The following is a 17,511-nucleotide window of genomic DNA, read 5'->3' as shown; positions in this document are numbered from 1 at the left end:
TCGCGAGGGAGTCCAGATCAGGCGTCACAACCGATCTTTGGACTCCCTCGCTTCATGTCATGCGCGGCGGCGAGCCCTTGGCATCAGTCATCTAGGCCTTGCCGAGCACCTGGCGCTGGCGGCCGAGGCCGTCGATCTCGATCTCGACGACGTCGCCCGGGGCGAGGTACGGCGTGCCGGGGCGGCCCAGGGTGACCCCGGCCGGGGTGCCGGTGACGATCACGTCGCCCGGCTCCAGCACCATGAACCGGCTGGCGTAGGCGACCAGTTCGAGCACCGGGAAGATCATCTCCGCGGTGCTGCCGTGCTGCCGCTGCTCGCCGTTGACCCAGAGCCGCAGCGACAGCGCCTGCGGGTCGGCCACCTCGTCGGCGGTGACCAGCCAGGGCCCGAGCGGGGTGAAGGTCTCCGCCGACTTGCCCTTGTCCCACTGGCCGCCGCGCTCGAACTGGAAGGCCCGCTCGGTGACGTCGTTGGCGATCGTGTAGCCGGCGATCACCGCCGCGGCCTGCCCGGGCTCCTCCAGGTAGCGGGCCGTCCGGCCGATCACGACGGCCAGCTCGGCCTCGTAGTCGGTCTTCTCGCCGCCGCGCGGCACCAGCACCTCGTCGTACGGCCCGACCACGGTGGAGCTCGGCTTGAGGAAGATCACCGGCTCGGCCGGGATCGCCGCCCCGGCCTCGGCCGCGTGGTCGCGGTAGTTGAGCCCGATGCCGACCACCTTGCCCGGGCGGGCCACCGGAGCGCCCACCCGTTGCCCGGCCAGGTCCACCGCCGGCAGGGCGCCGGCGGCCACCTCCCGGGCCAGCACGGCCGGGTCCAGCCCGGCCAGGAAGTCCCCGTCGAGGTCACGGGTCCGCCCGGAGAGGTCGTACGCGGTGCCGTCCGCACCCAGGACGACCGGGCGCTCGGCGCCCGGGGGTCCGACGCGAAGGAGCTTCATCGATCCGTCACCAGCCATTCGTCGCAGCTCACCGGGGCGGCACGGACACCGCTCCCGACTCTGACCACGAGGTATACCAATGCGCCGGGGCAGCGGACCAGACCGTCCCGATGGGCGGAATCCTCCCAACTCCCGCACCGGCCGCGGGCCCCGGCTCGGGTGCGCGCACGGTTGACACCGGGCGGCCCGCAGGCGCAGGCGCGGCGGCGGGCCGCCCGCGGGACGCCTCAGCCGCCCTGCGCGCCACTGCCCAGCAGCACCCCGAGGCTCAGCGCGCACGGCCGGCCCGGGCCGAGCCGGGCGACCTCCCGCTGCCAGTGCGCCAGGTCGCGCCGCGCGTCCGCCCGGGCCTGCGGGGTGGCCCCCGGTACCTGCGTCAGCTCGTCCAGCAGGGCGACGGCGGCGGCCGGGCTGCCGGCCCGGGCCAGCCACAGGGCCAGGTCGTGGCAGGTGCGCAGGGTGCGCGGATCGGCCGGGCCGCAGATCCGGGCGAACTCGGGGACGAGGCCGGTGAGGATCTCCACCGCCTGCGCCGCCTCGCCCGCCACGCCGTGCTGCCAGGCCCGGTCGGCCCGCCGGCGCAGCTGCTCCGCGCTGGGGTCGCCCGGGCGCAGCATCCCCGGCCGGACGGCGCGCAGCCGCTCCAGTACCTCGGCGGCCCCGGCCGGCCGGTCCGCGGGGGACTTGGCGAGCAGCTGCGCGACCAGCCCGGCCAGCGCCGGGTCCTTGCTGCGCACCCGGAGCGGGACCTCCTCCAGGTGCTTGTACATGTACTCGGCGGCGGAGGCGGCGCGGAACGGGCGGGCGCCGGTGCAGACCTCGTACAGCATGACGCCGAGCGCGTAGAGGTCGGCCCGGCCGTCCACCGTGCCGCCGGACCAGCACTCGGGCGCCAGGTACGGGACGGTGCCGACCACGTTGCCGGTGGAGGTGAGCCGGACGGTCTGGGTGACCAGGCGGGCGATGCCGAAGTCCAGCACCTTGGCCCGCTCGCCCTCGTCCGTGATCATGACGTTCTCGGGCTTGATGTCCCGGTGGACCACGCCCGAGCGGTGCGCGGCGTCCAGCGCCTTGCAGACGTGCCGCATCCAGCGCAGCGCCTTCGCGTGCTCGGGCAGGCCGTCCTTGAGCACCGCGGACAGCGCCCGGCCGCGCACCAGCTCCATCACCAGGTACGGCGTCCGGCCGGCCCCGGTCCGCCCGTAGTCGTGCACGGTCACGATGTGCGGGTTGGAGAGCCCGCCGGCCGTGTGCGCCTCGCGGACGAACCGGCCGACCGCCTCCTGGTCGGTGGCGTGCTCCGCCAGCAGCACCTTGACCGCGACCTCGCGGCGCAGCTCGGTGTCGGTCGCCCGCCAGACCACGCCGAAGCCGCCCCTGCCCAGCGGCTCCTCCAGCCGGAACCGGCCGTCGAGCACCTCGCCCTGCCGCATGCCCTCCCCCAACTCGACCGCGACCGCGCGTCGTTCGCCGTCGGAGGGTCACCATAGCGGCGGCCGGGAACGAACGGGTGAACGAACCCGCCGCGGTTCGAGCCGCAGCTACGGCCGCAGCTACGGCCGGGGCTACGGCTTGGGCTTCGGCAGTCCGGGCGGGTTGATCTCGGATGCCTGCACGGCCTCGTTGTCCAGGCCCCAGCGCTTGAGCACCTGCCCGTACGTGCCGTTCCTGATCACCTCGTCGATCGCCCCGTTGAGCGCCCGGACCAGCCCGTCGTCCTTCCTCGTGGTCGCCGCGATCTTGCCGAGGACGTCCGCGCCGCCGCCCGAGTAGGTGCCGACGATCTCGCTCTCGCCGCTCTGCACCACGTGGAAGGCGAGACTCGGGTTCGGGCCGGCGAAGACGTCGATGCGGCCGGAGGAGAGCGCCAGGAAGTACTCGCTGGACTGGAAGTACTTGATGTCGATCGGCTTCAGGCCGTTGCGGACGTCCTCCTCGCTCCAGGAGATCAGCAGCTTCTCCTGGTTGGTGCCGCTGGAGACGCCGACGCTGCGGCCCGCGAGGTCCTTGGCCCCGGTGACCTTGAGGCCGCTGCCCTTCTTCGCCTCGAAGCCGAGGACGTCCAGCCGGTAGGTGGCGAAGTCGTACTTCTCCTTGCGCTCCTCGGTGACGGTGATGTTGGAGAAGCCGACGTCGTACTTGCCGCTGTCCAGGCCGACGAAGATGTTCTCCCAGGACACCGGGTTGAACTCGACCTTGAGGCCGAGCACGTTGCCGACCAGGGCGGCGAGGTCCGGCTCGACGCCGATGACGGTCCTGTCGTCGTCGGCGTAGAAGTCGAGCGGCGGGGTGGTGCCGAGGGAGTCGACGACGGTCAGCGTGCCGCGCTTCCTGATCGCCTCCGGGACGAGCGCGGCGATCGCGTCGACCTCGGGCGTGGTCACCCGGTTCTGGTTCGGCGACAGGTTCACCACGGTGCCGTCGGGCGCGGTGCTGCCCCGGCCGGCGGCGGGTTCCGCCGCGGCGCCCGTGGTACCGCTGCCGCAGCCGGCCAGGGCGAGGGTGGCGGCGAGCGCGGCGGCCGCGGTCACGAGGGCGCGACGGGGTAGGGACATGGTGGAACTCCTGCTCGGTGGAGGGGACTTGAAGAAAAAGTCGGTCAGAGGACCTTGGCCAGGAAGGCCCGGGTGCGTTCGTGCCGCGGCCGGTCCAGGACCTCGGCCGGCGGGCCCTGCTCGACCACCAGGCCGTCGTCCATGAAGACCACGGTGTCGGCGACCTCGCGGGCGAAGCCGATCTCGTGGGTGACCACGATCATCGTGGTGCCGCTGCGGGCCAGGTCCTTGATGACGTCCAGCACCTCGCCGACCAGCTCCGGGTCGAGCGCCGAGGTGGGCTCGTCGAACAGCAGCACCTTGGGCTCCAGCGCCAGCGCCCGGGCGATCGCCACCCGCTGCTGCTGCCCGCCGGACAGCTGCCGGGGGTAGGCGGCCGCCTTGTCGGCCAGCCCCACCCGCTCCAGCAGCGCCAGCGCCGTCGCCCTGGCCTCGGCCCGGGGGCGGCGCAGCGCGGACACCGGCGCCTCGACCAGGTTCTCCAGCACGGTGAGGTGCGGGAACAGGTTGAAGTTCTGGAACACGAAGCCGATGCCGGTGCGCTGGCGCAGCACCTCGCGCTCCTTCAGCTCGTACAGCCGGTCGCCGGCGCGCCGGTAGCCGATCAGCTCGCCGTCGATCGCGACGTGGCCACGGTCGAGCTTCTCCAGGTGGTTGATGGCGCGCAGCAGGGTGGACTTGCCGGAGCCGGACGGGCCGAGCACCACGGTCACCGAGCCGGCCGGGACGTCCAGGTCGACCCCGCGCAGCACCTCCAGCCGGCCGAAGCTCTTGTGCAGGCCGCGGACCTGCACCATCGGGGCGTCCGTCGCGGTCGGGCCGGTCTTCGTCAGGGTGCTCACGGGTGTCCTCCGGAGGTACGGGTGCGGGTGCGGGCGGCGGCGGGCCGGGTGCGGTCCGGCAGGCTCCGGACGGCGGCCCGCAGCCGCTGCAGCGGAGTGGGCGGCGGGGTGCGCTGCGCACCCCGGGCGAAGTGGCGCTCGACGTAGTACTGGCCGACCGACAGCACGGTGGTCAGCACCACGTACCAGACCGTGGCGACCATCAGCAGCGGTACCACCCGGCCGGTCCGGCCGTAGATCACCTGGGCCTGGTAGAACAGCTCGCCGATGGCCATCACGTACACCACCGAGGTGCCCTTGAGCAGCGAGACCACCTCGTTGGCGGCGGCCGGCAGGATGCCCCGCATGGCCTGCGGCAGCACGATCCGCAGGCCCTGCCGCCAGCGCGGGATGCCGAGCGCGGCGGCGGCCTCCCGCTGGCCGGCGTCCACCGCGATGATCCCGCCGCGGATGATCTCGGCGGCGAACGCGGCCTGGTGCAGCCCGAGGCCGAGCACCGCGGCGCCGAGCGCGCCGAGCACGCCGACCGTCTCGAAGTCGCCGAAACTCGGGCCGAACGGGATGCCGATCCCGAACCGCTTGTACAGGTACGAGAGGTTGAACCAGAACACCAGCTGGACGATCAGCGGGATCGAGCGGAACACCCAGACGTACGCCCAGGCGATGGACCGCAGGACCGCGCTGCGGGACAGCCGCATCGCGGCCACCACGGCGCCCAGCACGAAGCCCAGCACCGTTCCGTAGGCGGTCAGTTCGAGCGTCCGGCCGACCGCCTGGAGGATCGTGTCGGCGGTGAAGTAGAGCCGGAAGGTGGCCCAGTCCCAGCCGGGGTTGGTGGCCAGGCCGTGGGCGAACTGGGCGAGGACGACCAGGGCGGCGACCCCGACCGCCCAGCGCCAGGGGTGTCGGGCGGGGACGGTCCGCAGGCCGTCCAGCGCGTCCAGGTCGACGGCCGCGGCTCCCGGGCGGACCGGGGCCGTCGGGGCCGCGGAGGTGGCAGGGGTAAGGGGAGTGCCGGTCGTGACGGTCATCGGAGGGCTCCTTCGACGAGGCCCGCGCTCACGCGTGCTCGGGCGGACTGATCTGCGACTCCTTGATCGCCGAGTCGGCGACCCCCCACTTGCGCAGGATCCGCTCGTACGTCCCGTCCTTGATCAGCTGGTTGACGGCCGCCTGGAAGGCCGGGGCGAGCTTCGAGCCCTTCTTGAGGGCGAAGCCGACGTCGAGGCGGTGGAACTCGCCGAGGAAGCGGGTGCCGGAGGCGTCCTGCGCGGCCTGGTGGCGCAGACCGTTGATGGTGGACATCTCGATGTCCACCCGCCCCTGCTGGAGGCCGGTCAGCAGCGCGCCGCTCTCGCTGAACGCCTTGACCTCGTACGGCTTCCTCCCCGCGTCGGTGCAGACGTTCCGGCGGCTGTTGAGGGTGGTCTCGAAGGTGGTGCCGGCGCCGGTGCCGACCGTCAGCCCGCACAGCTGGAGCAGGTCGGTGACGGGCTGGATCGCGGTGTTGTCCTTCTTCACCGCGAAGCCCTGGCCGTCGTCGATGTAGGTGACGAAGTCGATGGTCTTCAACCGGGCCGTGGTGACCCCGAAGTTGCCGGTGCCGACGTCGTACTTGCCGCTGTCCAGGGCGGGGAGGATGGTCTCGAACGCGGCCTCCTCGCGCCGCACCGTCAGGCCGAGCAGCTTGGCCACCGCGTCGGAGAAGTCGATGTCGATCCCGGCGGGCTTCTTGCTGACCTGGTCGGCGTAGAACGCGGTGGGCGGCGCGCCGAAGGCCGAACCGAAGGTGACGGTGCCGGCCTTGCGGACCTCCTCGGGCAGCAGCGCGGCGGCGGCGTCCGACGTCTTCAGGCCGGAGACGACGTCCTCGGTGGCGGAAGCGGCCGGACCGCCCGCCCCCGCCGCGCCCGCGATCTTCGGATCCGAGCCGCAGGCGGCCAGGGCCAGGACCGGCAGCAGGGCGGTGGCCGCGAGCAGGCGGCGACGGACGGTGGTGGTTCTCACGGGAGGCCTTTCAGGGAGTGTGCGCGAGGACGGGGAGCCGCTTCTCGAAGGGCAGCGGGCCGGTGGCCGGGGGGTCGGCGGTGACGTCGAACAGCGGGGTGTAGCCGGCCGCCAGGTAGAGGCCCCTGGCCTCGGGCTGGCGCGGGCCGGTGGTGAGGTGGATCCGGGTGTAGCCGGCCGCGGCCGCCGTCCGCTCCAGCTCGGCCAGCACCCGCCTGGCCAGGCCGCGGCGGCGGTGCGCGGAATCCGTCCACATCCGCTTCACCTCGGCGGTGCGCTCGTCGTACCGCTTGTAGGCGCCGCCGGCCACCGGCTCGCCGTCCTCCAGCAGGAGCAGCAGCACGCCGTGCGGCTCGGCGAAGGCCTCGGCCGGGTAGCGGGTCATCTCCTGGTGCGCCGAGGGGCCGTACCGGGTGACGTACTCGTGGGTGAGTTCGCGCAGCAGCGGCTCGACCAGCGGGTCGTCGAGGGTGACCCGGCGGAACTCGGCCACCGGTGCTGCGCTCACGCCTGCACCGCGATCAGCTGGTGGCGGTCGTGCTCGGCCCGCTCGTCCCGGTCCGCCTGCTCGGCTGCGCCCTTGGCGGCATCGCGCTTGGCGACCTCCTCGCGGACGATCGGGATGACGTAGCGGCCGAAGTCGATCGCGTCGTCCAGCAGGTCGTAGCCGCGCGCGGAGAGGATGTCCACGCCGAGGTCGTAGTAGTCGAGCAGCGCCTGGGCGACCGTCTCCGGGGTGCCGACCAGGGCGTTGGAGTTGCCCGCCCCGCCGGTGGCCGCGGCGGTCGGGGTCCACAGCGCGCGGTCGTAGCGCTCGCCCGCGTCGGCGATCTCGATCAGCCGCCGCGAACCGGTGTTCTCGGGCGTCGCCGCCCCGGCGCCCCGGTCGGCCGGCCGGACGGCGGCCCGGCGGGCCCAGATCGCCGCCACCGTCCGGTGCGCCTTCTCCCAGGCCAGTTCCTCGGTCGGCGCGATGATCGGGCGGAAGGCCACCTGGATCCGCGGCACGTCGGTCCGGCCGGCGGCCCGCGCCGCCTCCTTCACCCGCTCGATCTGCTCGGCGGTCCTGGCCAGCGGCTCGCCCCAGAGGCAGTAGATGTCCGCCTCGGCGCCGCCGGCCGCGTACGCCGCGTCCGAGGATCCGCCGAAGGAGACCGCCGGGCGGGGCTGCTGCACCGGGAAGACGTCCGAGACGAAGTCGTTGAAGCGGTAGTGCGGGCCCTCGTGGTCGAAGGGCTCGTGGCTGGTCCAGGCCCGCTTCACGATGCCGATGTACTCGCGGGTGCGCTCGTAGCGCTGGTCCTTGGTGAGGAAGTCGCCTTCGCGCTGCTGCTCGTGGTCGTTGCCGCCGGTGATGAAGTGCACGGTCAGCCGGCCGTCGCTGATCCGGTCCAGGGTCGCGAAGGTCTTGGCGGCGAAGGTCGGGTAGGAGACGTTGGGCCGGTGCGCCAGCAGGATCTGCAGCCGGTCGAGGTGCGAGGCGAGGAAGGCCGCCGCGGCCGCCGGCTCCGGGGCGCCGGCCCCGTACGCGAAGAGCACCCGGTCCCAGCCGTGGTCCTCGTGCGCCCGGGCCAGCCGCAGGGTGTAGTCGCGGTCGAAGGCGGCGGTGGTGCGGGGGGTGGTCTCCGAGCCATCGGCGGTGGCGGCGATGCCGAGGAATTCGACGGGCATGGCGGAACCTTTCGGGTGAGCGGGATCCGGTGGGCTGCGGGCGGGCGGGCAGGCCGGAGGCGGCCGCGGCGGAGCGGCCGTCGAGCGCGTGACGGTGGCGCGGGCGGGCGGAGGGCAGGGCGGAGCAGGGGAACTGCCGGAGCGCAGTGGGAAGTCGGCGACGGACGCCGGATCCTGACCTGCCGTCGATCGTGGACGGCGGCTCCCGGCCCACGGCGGGGCGTACCGAGGGAGGACACCCCGAGGGAATCAGGGCCGGGGGAATCAGGAGCGAGGAATCAGAGCCGAGGAACCAGGGCCGAGGAATCAGGGCCGGACGGGCGGCCGCTGCCAGGTCAGCCGCGACACGCCGCGGACCACACCCGACCGAAGTCGATGTGGTCGCGGGTGACCAGGGGCTGCTCGGCGTACATGGCCTCAAGTTGAGCAGCCGCCCGAGCGGTACGTCAACCATCCATCATTGCCGCACTGTTGCGATCTCCTGTCAGTTTTCCGACGGCCGTCGAACGAATGCCTCCGCCGCTCCGGCCACCCTTGACAGCCGTCGATCGCGCATGCGTACGATCGCGGCGGAGTGCAGTGCAACCGTGCCGGACGCGTTGAGGGACGCGGACCGGCACCCCGGCCCCCGTACGTGACCGCCGCCGTACCCGCCCCGCCCGCACTCCCGCCCGCACCCCGCCAGGAGCCTCCGCCATGGCCACCCCGCAGGACGTCCTGCCCGCCCCCTCCGACCTCGCCCACCCCGGCCCGGCGCCCGCCCCCGAGGCCCGGATCGTCGGCCGCCGCAAGCCCGGCCAGTGGGCGGCCGCGGCCCTCGCCCTGCTGCTCGCGGCGATGGCGGTCAACTCGGTGATCCGCAACCGGGCCTTCCAGTGGGACGTGGTCGCCGACTGGTTCACCGCCCGGTCCGTGCTCGACGGCCTCGCCCTGACCCTCTGGCTGACCGCCGCCACCCTCGCCCTCGGCTTCGTGTTCGGCACCGTCCTCGCCACCATGCGGCTGTCCACCAACCCGGTGCTGCGCACGCTCAGTTGGGGCTACATCTGGGTCTTCCGCTCCACCCCGCCGCTGGTGCAGCTGCTGTTCTTCTTCAACATCGGCGCCCTCTACCCGACGCTCGGCCTCGGCATCCCCTTCGGCCCCGAGTTCATCACGGTCAGGACGGTCAACCTGATCGGTCCGACGCTGACGGCCGTCATCGGCCTCACCCTGCTGGAGACCGCGTACGCCGCCGAGGTGATCCGCGGCGGCATCCTCTCCGTGGACCGCGGCCAGTTGGAGGCGGCGGCCGCGCTCGGGCTCGGCCGGTGGCGGGTGCTGCGCCGGATCGTCGTGCCGCAGGCCATGCGCGCGATCGTGCCGACCGCCGGGAACATGCTGATCGGCGCGCTCAAGGGCACCAGCATCGTCAGCGTGCTGGCCGTCTCCGACCTGCTCTACTCCGTCCAGCTGGTCTACCTGCAGTCGTACCGGGTGATCCCGATGCTGATGGTCGCCACCCTCTGGTACCTGGTGGTCACCACCGTGCTGTCCATCGGCCAGTACTACGTGGAGCGGCACTTCGCCAAGGGCGCCACCCGCGACGGCCTGCCGCCCACCCCGCTGCAGCGGGCCCGCGCGGCCTACCGCCGGGCGGTGGGGGCATGAGGACGCTGGTGATCGTCGGGGCCGGCCCGCGCGCGACCGGCCTGCTGGAGCGGATCGCCGCCAACGCCGCCGAACTCCTGCCCCCCGACAGCCCGTTGGCGATCCACCTGGTCGACCCGTACCCGCCCGGCGCCGGCCGGATCTGGCGCCACGACCAGTCGCCGCTGCTGCGGATGAACTCGATGGCGGAGGACGTCACCATGTTCACCGACGAGCGCTCGACCCTCGAAGGACCGGTCCGCCCCGGCCCCTCACTCGCCGAATGGGCCCGCCGCCAGGAGGAGTTCGCGCCCTACCGGGAGGTCACCGACCCGGCCGTCCGGGCCGAGCTGCGCACCCTCGCACCCACCGACTTCCCCACCCGCCGGGCCCAGAGCGCCTACCTGGACTGGGTGTTCCGCCGCGCCGTCGCCGACCTGCCGCCGCACGTCGCGGTGACCGTCCACCGGGACACCGTCCGACGGATCGACGGCCCGGCTGACGGCCCGCAGACCGTCCACCTCAGCGACCGGGCCCTCACCGCCGACCACGTCGCCCTCACCCTCGGCCACCTCGACTCCGCCCCGCACCCCCGGCACGCCGCCGACGCCGGGTTCGCCGCCCGGCACGGCCGCTTCCACCTGCCGCCCGCCTACTCCGCCGACGTGGAAGCCGAGTTGGCCCGCATCGCACCCGGCGAACAGGTGCTGCTGCGCGGCCTCGGCCTGGCCGCCGTCGACCTGGTCGCCCTGCTCACCGAAGGGCGCGGCGGCCGCTTCGAGCCCACCGGCGAGGGCGACGCCCTGCGCTACCGCCCGTCCGGCCGGGAGCCGGTGCTCCACCTGGGCTCCCGGCGAGGCGTGCCGTACCACTCCAAGACCGGCTACCGCCTCCAGGCGCCGCCCGCCCCGCTCCCCCGGTACTTCGACGCGGCCGCCGTGGACGCCGTGCTCGCCACCGAGGGGCCGCTGCGACTGCGGCGCGACTTCTGGCCGCTGATGGCCAAGGAGATCGCCTTCGGGCACTACCACGAGCTGTTCCACGCCCACCCCGGGCGCACCGCCCTGCCCTGGCCGGAGTTCCTGGCCCGGTACGACCGGCACGGCTGGTACACCGCCGCAATGGCCGCCCTGGTCGCCGAGGCCGTCCCCGACCCGGCCGACCGGATCGACTTCGAGCGGCTCGACCACCCGCTGGCCGGCCTCGAACTCGGCTCCGCCGACGAGCTCCAGGCACATCTGCGCGGGTACGTCGCCGCCGACGCCGACCGCCGCGCCGACCCCGCGCACAGCGCCGACCTCGGCGCCTTCCTCGCCCTGCTCTCCCTGTTCGGCCAGCTCCCCCGGGTGACGGCGAGCGGCCGGCTCACCGCCCGCTCGATCGCCGAGGACGTCGACGAGTGGTTCTTCGGCTACTTCAGCTTCCTCGCCTCCGGCCCGCCCGGCTTCCGGCTGCGCCAGCTGCTCGCGCTCTCCGAGGCCGGGGTGGTGCGCTTCCTCGGCGCGGGCGTCCGGGTCGACCGGGACGAGGCCACCGGCACCTGGCGCGCCCGCGGCACCACCGTGCCCGGCCACACCGTCACCGCGACGGCCCTCGTCGAGGCGTACCTGCCCAAGCACGCGCTGGCCCGCACCCTCGATCCCGTCCTGCGCGACCTGCACCGCACCGGGCGGATCGTCGAGGAGGTGGTCGACGACCCGGACTACACCCACCGCTCCGGCCTGGTCACCATCGCCCCCGCCGACAGCCGGCTGCTCGACCCGGCCCTGGGCGGCGCCCCGCACCCGCGGCGCACCGCGCTCGGCCCGCACACCAGCCTGCGCGCGGCCGTCGCCTTCGCCCGCCCGCGCACCGACGCCCCGGGCTTCCGGCAGAACGACGCGGCCGCCCGGGCACTGCTGCGGGCACTGGCCGCGCTCCCGGCGGCCCCGGCACTGGCGGCGTGAACCGGCCGGCGTGGCCCGGACCACCGCGCGGCTTCCGGCCCTCCCGCTCGCCTGCTCTCCGCCCCTCCCGCTCCCCTCCACTCCGCCCCTCCCCCCGCCTGCGGCCAGGTGGAAGGATGGGGCACCGGGCCCCCGCGACGCTGCGGCGGCCCGCACCCAGCAGAGCCCGAGGAGCGCAGTCATGGCCAAGCAGGCCCCGCAGAGCGACCCGGCGCAGGACGCCCCCGAGGTCTCCGCGCCCCAGCACGCGGCCGCCGGGCTGCCCGCCGTCGGCCACAGTCTGCGGATGGCCGTCGAGCAGATGGGCGCCCGCCGTACCGTTGCCACCCTGCTCAAGGTCAACCAGCCGGACGGCTTCGACTGCCCGGGCTGCGCCTGGCCGGAGCCGGACAAGACGCACACCGCCGAGTTCTGCGAGAACGGCGCCAAGGCCGTCGCCGAGGAGGCCACCGAGCGCCGGATCCGCGCCGAGTTCTTCGCCGCCCACCCGGTCGCCGACCTGGCGGAGCGATCCGGCTACTGGCTCGGCCAGCAGGGCCGGCTCACCCAGCCGATGCTGCTCGACGAGGGCGCCACCCACTACGCGCCGGTCTCCTGGGACGACGCCTTCGCGCTGATCGCCGAGGAGCTGCGCGCCCTGGACACCCCGGACGGCGCCGCCTTCTACACCTCCGGCCGGACCAGCAACGAGGCCGCCTTCGCGTACCAGCTGTTCGCCCGCCGGCTCGGCACCAACAACCTGCCGGACTGCTCCAACATGTGCCACGAGTCCTCCGGCTCGGCGCTCACCGAGACGCTCGGGGTCGGCAAGGGCAGCGTCAGCCTGAAGGACCTCTACCAGGCCGACCTGATCATCGTGGCGGGCCAGAACCCGGGCACCAACCACCCCCGGATGCTGTCGGCCCTGGAGCGCGCCAAGCGGGCGGGCGCCACCATCGTCAGCGTCAACCCGCTGCCGGAGGCCGGCCTGGAGCGGTTCAAGAACCCGCAGCACGCCCGTGGCCTGGTCGGCCACGGCACCAAGCTGACCGACCTGTTCCTGCAGATCCGCCTGGGCGGCGACCTCGCGCTGTTCCGCGCGCTCAACCGGATCGTCCTGGAGCAGGGCGGCGTCGACCACGCCTTCGTCGCCGAACACTGCCACGGCTTCGACGAGTTCGAGGCCCAGGTGGCCAAGACCGACCGCGCCGAGGTGCTCGCCGCGACCGGTCTGCCCTGGGAGCAGATCGAGGAGCTCGGCCGCCTGGTGCTGGCCTCGAAGAAGATCATCGTCTGCTGGGCGATGGGCCTCACCCAGCACAAGCACGCCGTCCCGACCATCCGCGAGGTGGTCAACTTCCTGCTGCTGCGCGGCAACGTCGGCCGCCCCGGCGCCGGCGTCTGCCCGGTGCGCGGGCACAGCAACGTCCAGGGCGACCGGACGATGGGCATCTTCGAGCGCCCTGCCAAGGCCTTCCTCGACGCCCTGGAAAGCGAGTTCGGCTTCGAGCCGCCGCGCGAGCACGGCCTCGACTCGGTGGACACCATCCGCGCGATGCGCGACGGCAAGGTCAAGGTCTTCTTCGCGATGGGCGGCAACTTCGTCGCGGCCACCCCGGACACCGAGGTCACCGAGGCCGCGATGCGCCGCTGCCGGCTGACCGTCCACGTCTCCACCAAGCTCAACCGCTCGCACGTGGTCACCGGCGCCCGGGCCCTGATCCTGCCCACCCTCGGCCGCACCGACCGGGACGTCACCGGCGCCGGCGCCCAGTTCGTCAGCGTCGAGGACTCGATGGGCCAGGTGCACGCCTCCCGCGGCGGCCTGCGCCCGCCCGCGCCCGGCCTGCTCTCCGAGACGGCGATCGTCTGCCGCCTCGCCCGCGCCGTCCTGGGCCCGCGGGACACCGTGCCGTGGGAGGACTTCGCCACCGACTACGACACCCTGCGGGAGCGGATCGCCCGCGTCGTCCCGGGCTTCGCGGACTACAACGAGAAGGTCCGCCGCCCCGGCGGCTTCACCCTCCCGCACGGCCCCCGCGACTCCCGGACCTTCCCGACCGCGACCGGCCGGGCCAACTTCACCGTCAACCCGCTCACCGCCCCCGAAGTCCCGCCGGGCCGCCTCCTCCTGCAGACCCTGCGCTCCCACGACCAGTACAACACCACCATCTACGGCTTGGACGACCGCTACCGCGGCATCAAGGGCGGCCGCCGCGTGGTCCTGGTCAACCCCGCCGACGCCGCCGAACTGGGCCTCACCGAGGGCGGGTACGTCGACCTGGTCAGCGAGTGGAAGGACGGCCTGGAACGGCGCGCCCCGCACTTCCGCGTCGTCCACTACCCCGTCGCCCGCGGCGGCGCGGCGGCCTACTACCCCGAGACCAACGTCCTGGTGCCGCTGGACTCCACCGCCGACATCAGCAACACCCCCACCTCCAAGGCCGTCGTCGTCCGCTTCGAACCCGACTCCGGCGAGTAGCCGCCGCCGCACGCACGGAGGCCGCCCCTCGTCCTCGGACGGGGGGCGGCCTGCGGGTCGAGCCGGGTCAGTGGGTCGGTGTGCCCAGCGGCAGGGTCGCCGTGGCGCTGCCCGGGGCCGCGGCGCCGACGGAGGCGCCGACCGAGCCGGTGCCGCTCGGGGTGGCCGGCGTGCCGGTCCCGGTCGGGGTGCTCGGGGTTCCGGTCGGGGTCTTCGGCGGAGTCGGGTTCGGCGTTCCGGTGCCTGACGGCGTTCCGGTACCCGACGGAGTGCCCGGGTTCGACGGCGTGCCCGGGTCGGTCGGGGTGCCCGTCCCGCCGGGCGTCGTCGGTGTCGTCGGTGCAGTCGGCGTCGTCGGCGTGCTCGGCGTGCCGGCGGGCTCGCCCGGGGTGGCCGGCGGCGTGGCCGGACCGCCGGTGGCCGGCGGGGGCACCTGGGCGGCCGGACTCGGCGCGATCGGCGTGACGGCGTCCCAGCCGGTCGGCAGGTCGGGCACCTTCCAGGCGCCGCCCGCGTCGTCCGCCGCGCCGGACGGGTCCGCCCGGACGGCGCCGAGGATCGGCATCGAGCCGATCGGCGACACCTTGATGAAGGCCCCGGGCCGCGGCGCCTGCACGATCAGCCCGCCGCCGATGTACATCCCGACGTGCGAGGCGTCCTGGAAGTAGATCACCATGTCGCCGGGCCGCAGCTGGTTCAGCGCCACGTGCGGCAGCTGCGCCCACTGTTCCTGGCTGGTGCGCGGGATCGGCTTCCCGGCGTGCAGCCAGGCCTGTGAGGTGAGGCCGGAGCAGTCGTAGGAGTCCGGCCCGACGCCGCCCCACAGGTACGGCTTGCCGAGCTGGGCCAGCGCGAAGGCCACTGCCGCGCGCCCCTGCAGCGAGGGCGTGCGCTCGCCCTTGCCGAGCGCCCCGGAGGCGAGGAACGCGAGCTGCGCCTCGTCCGCCTTCGCCTTCTCCACCTGCTCCAGTTCGGTCCGCTGCGCGCCGGTCAGCGAGGCCACCATCTGTTCGACCGAGGCGAGGTCGGCGGCGGCCTTGGCCTTGACGGCGTCCTGCTGGGCGACCAGCGCCTGGGTGGACTTCAGCAGGTCCTCGGTCTGCTTCTTCAGCACGTCGAGCGCGTCCCGGTCGCTCTTCAGCCGGTCCAGGAACTCCGACTGCGAGCGGCTGGCCGCGGCGAGCAGTTCGGCGATGGTGACCGCCTCGTACGGGTCCTTGGAGAGCAGCAGTTCGGCGTACGCGGAGGCGGCGCCGTTGCGGTACTGCGCGGCGGCGAGCTGGGAGGCGATGTCGGTGCCGGCGTCGACCTGCTTCTGCTGGCGCTCCAGCCGGCCCTGCAGGTCGGTGAGCGAGGCCTGCTGCTCGGCGATCTTGGCGACCGTCCCGTTGTACTGCTCGGTGGCGGCCTCGGCGCTCTGGTAGAGCCCGTGCAGCTGGTCGAGCAGCGGGCCGAGGGTGGCCTTGGCGGCGGCGAGCGGGTCCGAGCCGGCGACGACGGTGCCGGTCCCCGGGTCGGGTGCGGCCCAGGCGGCCTGGGCGGCGGCCGGCAGGGCGAGTGCGGCGGCCGCGAGGACGGCCCCGCAGCGCAGTGCCGCCCGTAGCCAGGGGCGTACGCCTGCCGTCTCCGTTCGCTGTGCAGCCCCGCCCATGGGTTGGTCCTCCCCGCCCGCGCCTGTCCCGGTCTCCCGGATCCCGCAGATCCTCCCACGGGTTACCCGCCGGAAACAGAGCGCCCGCGGACCGGGAGGTTAATTCTCGACCGGGCTGTGAGACAGGTCTCAGCAAACCGGCCCGAACCGGGGCGTTCCGCGCCAATGGGCCGCTCAACGCGGCTGACGTCACCCAACCGAAAGCCACTGGTCACTGGCAGTCAACCATCAGAACTGCGATTCCCGGCCCAGTTCACCTTCCGTTTACCAAGCGGACCTACGGTCGCGAGGACACCAACGTCCGTGCGACAACTACGACGATTGTTTGGGTATGGAACACATCTCGTTCCTGGTAGCCGTTGTGATCATCACGGCGCTCGCCTTCGACTTCACCAACGGGTTCCACGACACCGCCAACGCGGCCGCCACCGCGATCGCGACCGGGGCCCTTCGTCCGAAGGTCGCGGTCACCATCGCGGCCGTCCTCAACTTCGCGGGCGCGTTCCTGTCCGTGAAGGTCGCCACCACCATCTCCGGCGGCATCGTCAACGAGAAGGCCGGCGTCCATCCCCAGATCATCTTCGCCGCCCTGGCCGGCGCGATCCTCTGGAACCTGCTGACCTGGCTGCGCGGACTGCCGTCCAGTTCCTCGCACGCCCTGTACGGCGGCCTGATCGGCGCCACGGTCGTCGGTGTCGGCATGAACGGCGTCAACTTCGACACCGTGGTCACCAAGATCATCATCCCGGCGGTCGCCTCCCCGTTCGTCGCGGGCCTGGCCTCCTGGGGCGCCACCAAGCTGGCCTACGCGATCACCCGCAAGGGCAGCGGCGCGGCCACCGAGAAGGGCTTCAAGACCGGCCAGATCTTCTCGTCCTCGCTGATCTCGCTCGCGCACGGCACCAACGACGCCCAGAAGACGATGGGCATCATCACCCTGACGCTGGTCTCGGTCGGCGCCCTGCCGCACGGCGCACTGCCCCCCACCTGGGTGATCGTCTCCGCGGGCGCCGCGATCGCGCTCGGCACCTACATGGGCGGCTGGCGGATCATCCGCTCGATGGGCAAGGGCCTGGCGGACATCCGCCCGCCGCAGGGCTTCGCCTCCGAGTCGGCCGCCGCGACCGTCATCCTGACCTCCTCGCACATGGGCTTCGGCCTCTCCACCACCCAGGTCTGCTCCGGCGGCATCATGGGCGCCGGACTCGGCGGGCCGAAGGGCGAGCTGCGCTGGAGCATGGTCCGCCGCATGGTCTACACCTGGGGCCTGACCCTGCCGGCCGCAGCCGTGGTCTCCGGCGGCGCGGCCCTGCTGGCCGAGCAGGGCAGCTGGGGCGTCGCCCTGGTCGGCGCGCTGCTGGTCGCCGGTTCCGGCGCGATGTGGCTGATCTCGCGCCGCCAGCCGGTCGACGCGGACAACGTCAACGACGCCGACGAGGTCCACGACGTCACCCCGGTCGACATCGCTCCGGCCGCCACCGCGAACGTCCCCACCCCCGCCTCGACCACGGTCGCGGCCTGAGCGCCACCGACTGAGGAGCACCCACCATGCACATCAAGTGGAACGCCCTGGCCCAGACCGCCGGCATCAGCTTCGGCATCACCCTCGCCGTGGTCGCCGTCTTCGCACTCGGCATCCTGGCGCTGTCCCGCCGCGAGGCCGCGCTGAGCGCCGCCCGCGAGGGCGCGAACACCCGGTCCGCGGGCGGCGGGAAGCCGGCCCTGGTCGGCGCGTACGCCTGCTTCGCACTGTGCGCCGCCGCCGTCGGCTACGGCCTGTCGCTGATCGCCGGCCACTAACCGGCC

General features: G+C 73.6%; 14 protein-coding genes. 5 read left to right on the top strand and 9 right to left on the bottom strand.

Annotated elements, in window-relative coordinates:
* Nucleotides 1-91: 91 nt before the first annotated feature.
* The 8 genes from AC0B61_RS16045 to AC0B61_RS16010 form a co-directional block, all read right to left on the bottom strand.
* A complete protein-coding gene (locus AC0B61_RS16045; protein WP_471741271.1) occupies nucleotides 92-943 on the bottom strand; it encodes a fumarylacetoacetate hydrolase family protein in 852 nt (283 codons plus the stop codon).
* Between the two features lie 227 nt (nucleotides 944-1,170).
* Nucleotides 1,171-2,376, bottom strand: a complete 1,206-nt coding sequence (locus AC0B61_RS16040) for a serine/threonine-protein kinase (RefSeq protein ID WP_471741270.1) — start codon at nucleotides 2,374-2,376, stop codon at nucleotides 1,171-1,173.
* A gap of 132 nt (nucleotides 2,377-2,508) precedes the next feature.
* Entirely contained in the window at nucleotides 2,509-3,498 is a 990-nt protein-coding gene (locus tag AC0B61_RS16035) for an ABC transporter substrate-binding protein (protein ID WP_471741269.1), read from the bottom strand.
* A 44-nt stretch (nucleotides 3,499-3,542) separates the two neighbouring features.
* Nucleotides 3,543-4,295: an amino acid ABC transporter ATP-binding protein gene (locus tag AC0B61_RS16030; protein ID WP_471741286.1), complete on the bottom strand. Its 753-nt coding sequence runs from the start codon at nucleotides 4,293-4,295 to the stop codon at nucleotides 3,543-3,545.
* 41 nt (nucleotides 4,296-4,336) lie between these two features.
* Nucleotides 4,337-5,371 (bottom strand): amino acid ABC transporter permease, encoded by a 1,035-nt coding sequence (locus tag AC0B61_RS16025; RefSeq protein ID WP_471741268.1) that lies wholly within the window; start codon nucleotides 5,369-5,371, stop codon nucleotides 4,337-4,339.
* 28 nt (nucleotides 5,372-5,399) lie between these two features.
* A complete protein-coding gene (locus tag AC0B61_RS16020; RefSeq protein ID WP_471741267.1) occupies nucleotides 5,400-6,347 on the bottom strand; it encodes an ABC transporter substrate-binding protein in 948 nt (315 codons plus the stop codon).
* A 10-nt stretch (nucleotides 6,348-6,357) separates the two neighbouring features.
* Nucleotides 6,358-6,855, bottom strand: coding sequence for a GNAT family N-acetyltransferase (locus AC0B61_RS16015; RefSeq protein ID WP_471741266.1), 498 nt, complete (start codon nucleotides 6,853-6,855; stop codon nucleotides 6,358-6,360).
* Nucleotides 6,852-8,018 (bottom strand): LLM class flavin-dependent oxidoreductase, encoded by a 1,167-nt coding sequence (locus AC0B61_RS16010; RefSeq protein ID WP_471741265.1) that lies wholly within the window; start codon nucleotides 8,016-8,018, stop codon nucleotides 6,852-6,854. The genes AC0B61_RS16015 and AC0B61_RS16010 overlap by 4 nt, the downstream gene beginning before the upstream one ends.
* 696 nt (nucleotides 8,019-8,714) lie before the next feature.
* Here AC0B61_RS16010 and AC0B61_RS16005 point away from each other — a divergent pair.
* The 3 genes from AC0B61_RS16005 to AC0B61_RS15995 all read left to right on the top strand — a co-directional run bounded on the left by AC0B61_RS16005 (nucleotide 8,715) and on the right by AC0B61_RS15995 (nucleotide 14,054).
* Complete coding sequence (locus tag AC0B61_RS16005) at nucleotides 8,715-9,668, top strand: amino acid ABC transporter permease (RefSeq protein WP_471741264.1); 954 nt, start codon at nucleotides 8,715-8,717, stop codon at nucleotides 9,666-9,668.
* Nucleotides 9,665-11,593, top strand: a complete 1,929-nt coding sequence (locus tag AC0B61_RS16000; protein WP_471741263.1) for an FAD/NAD(P)-binding protein — start codon at nucleotides 9,665-9,667, stop codon at nucleotides 11,591-11,593. Before AC0B61_RS16005 ends, AC0B61_RS16000 begins: the two co-directional genes overlap by 4 nt.
* 181 nt (nucleotides 11,594-11,774) lie before the next feature.
* A complete protein-coding gene (locus AC0B61_RS15995) occupies nucleotides 11,775-14,054 on the top strand; it encodes an FdhF/YdeP family oxidoreductase (protein ID WP_471741262.1) in 2,280 nt (759 codons plus the stop codon).
* 67 nt (nucleotides 14,055-14,121) lie between these two features.
* Here the strand turns inward: AC0B61_RS15995 and AC0B61_RS15990 are convergent, their stop codons facing one another.
* Nucleotides 14,122-15,705 carry a C40 family peptidase gene (locus AC0B61_RS15990; protein WP_471741261.1) on the bottom strand — a complete coding sequence of 528 codons (1,584 nt, stop codon included), beginning with the start codon at nucleotides 15,703-15,705 and terminating at the stop codon, nucleotides 14,122-14,124.
* Between the two features lie 331 nt (nucleotides 15,706-16,036).
* Between AC0B61_RS15990 and AC0B61_RS15985 the strand changes: the two genes are divergently transcribed.
* On the top strand, nucleotides 16,037-17,227 hold the full coding sequence (locus AC0B61_RS15985; protein ID WP_471741260.1) for an inorganic phosphate transporter: 1,191 nt from the start codon (nucleotides 16,037-16,039) through the stop codon (nucleotides 17,225-17,227).
* 26 nt (nucleotides 17,228-17,253) lie between these two features.
* Nucleotides 17,254-17,505, top strand: a complete 252-nt coding sequence (locus AC0B61_RS15980) for a hypothetical protein (protein ID WP_471741259.1) — start codon at nucleotides 17,254-17,256, stop codon at nucleotides 17,503-17,505.
* Nucleotides 17,506-17,511: the final 6 nt, after the last annotated feature.

This window comes from Kitasatospora sp. NPDC023385 (assembly GCF_055664045.1).
This window is presented reverse-complemented; position numbering and strand designations above follow the sequence as displayed.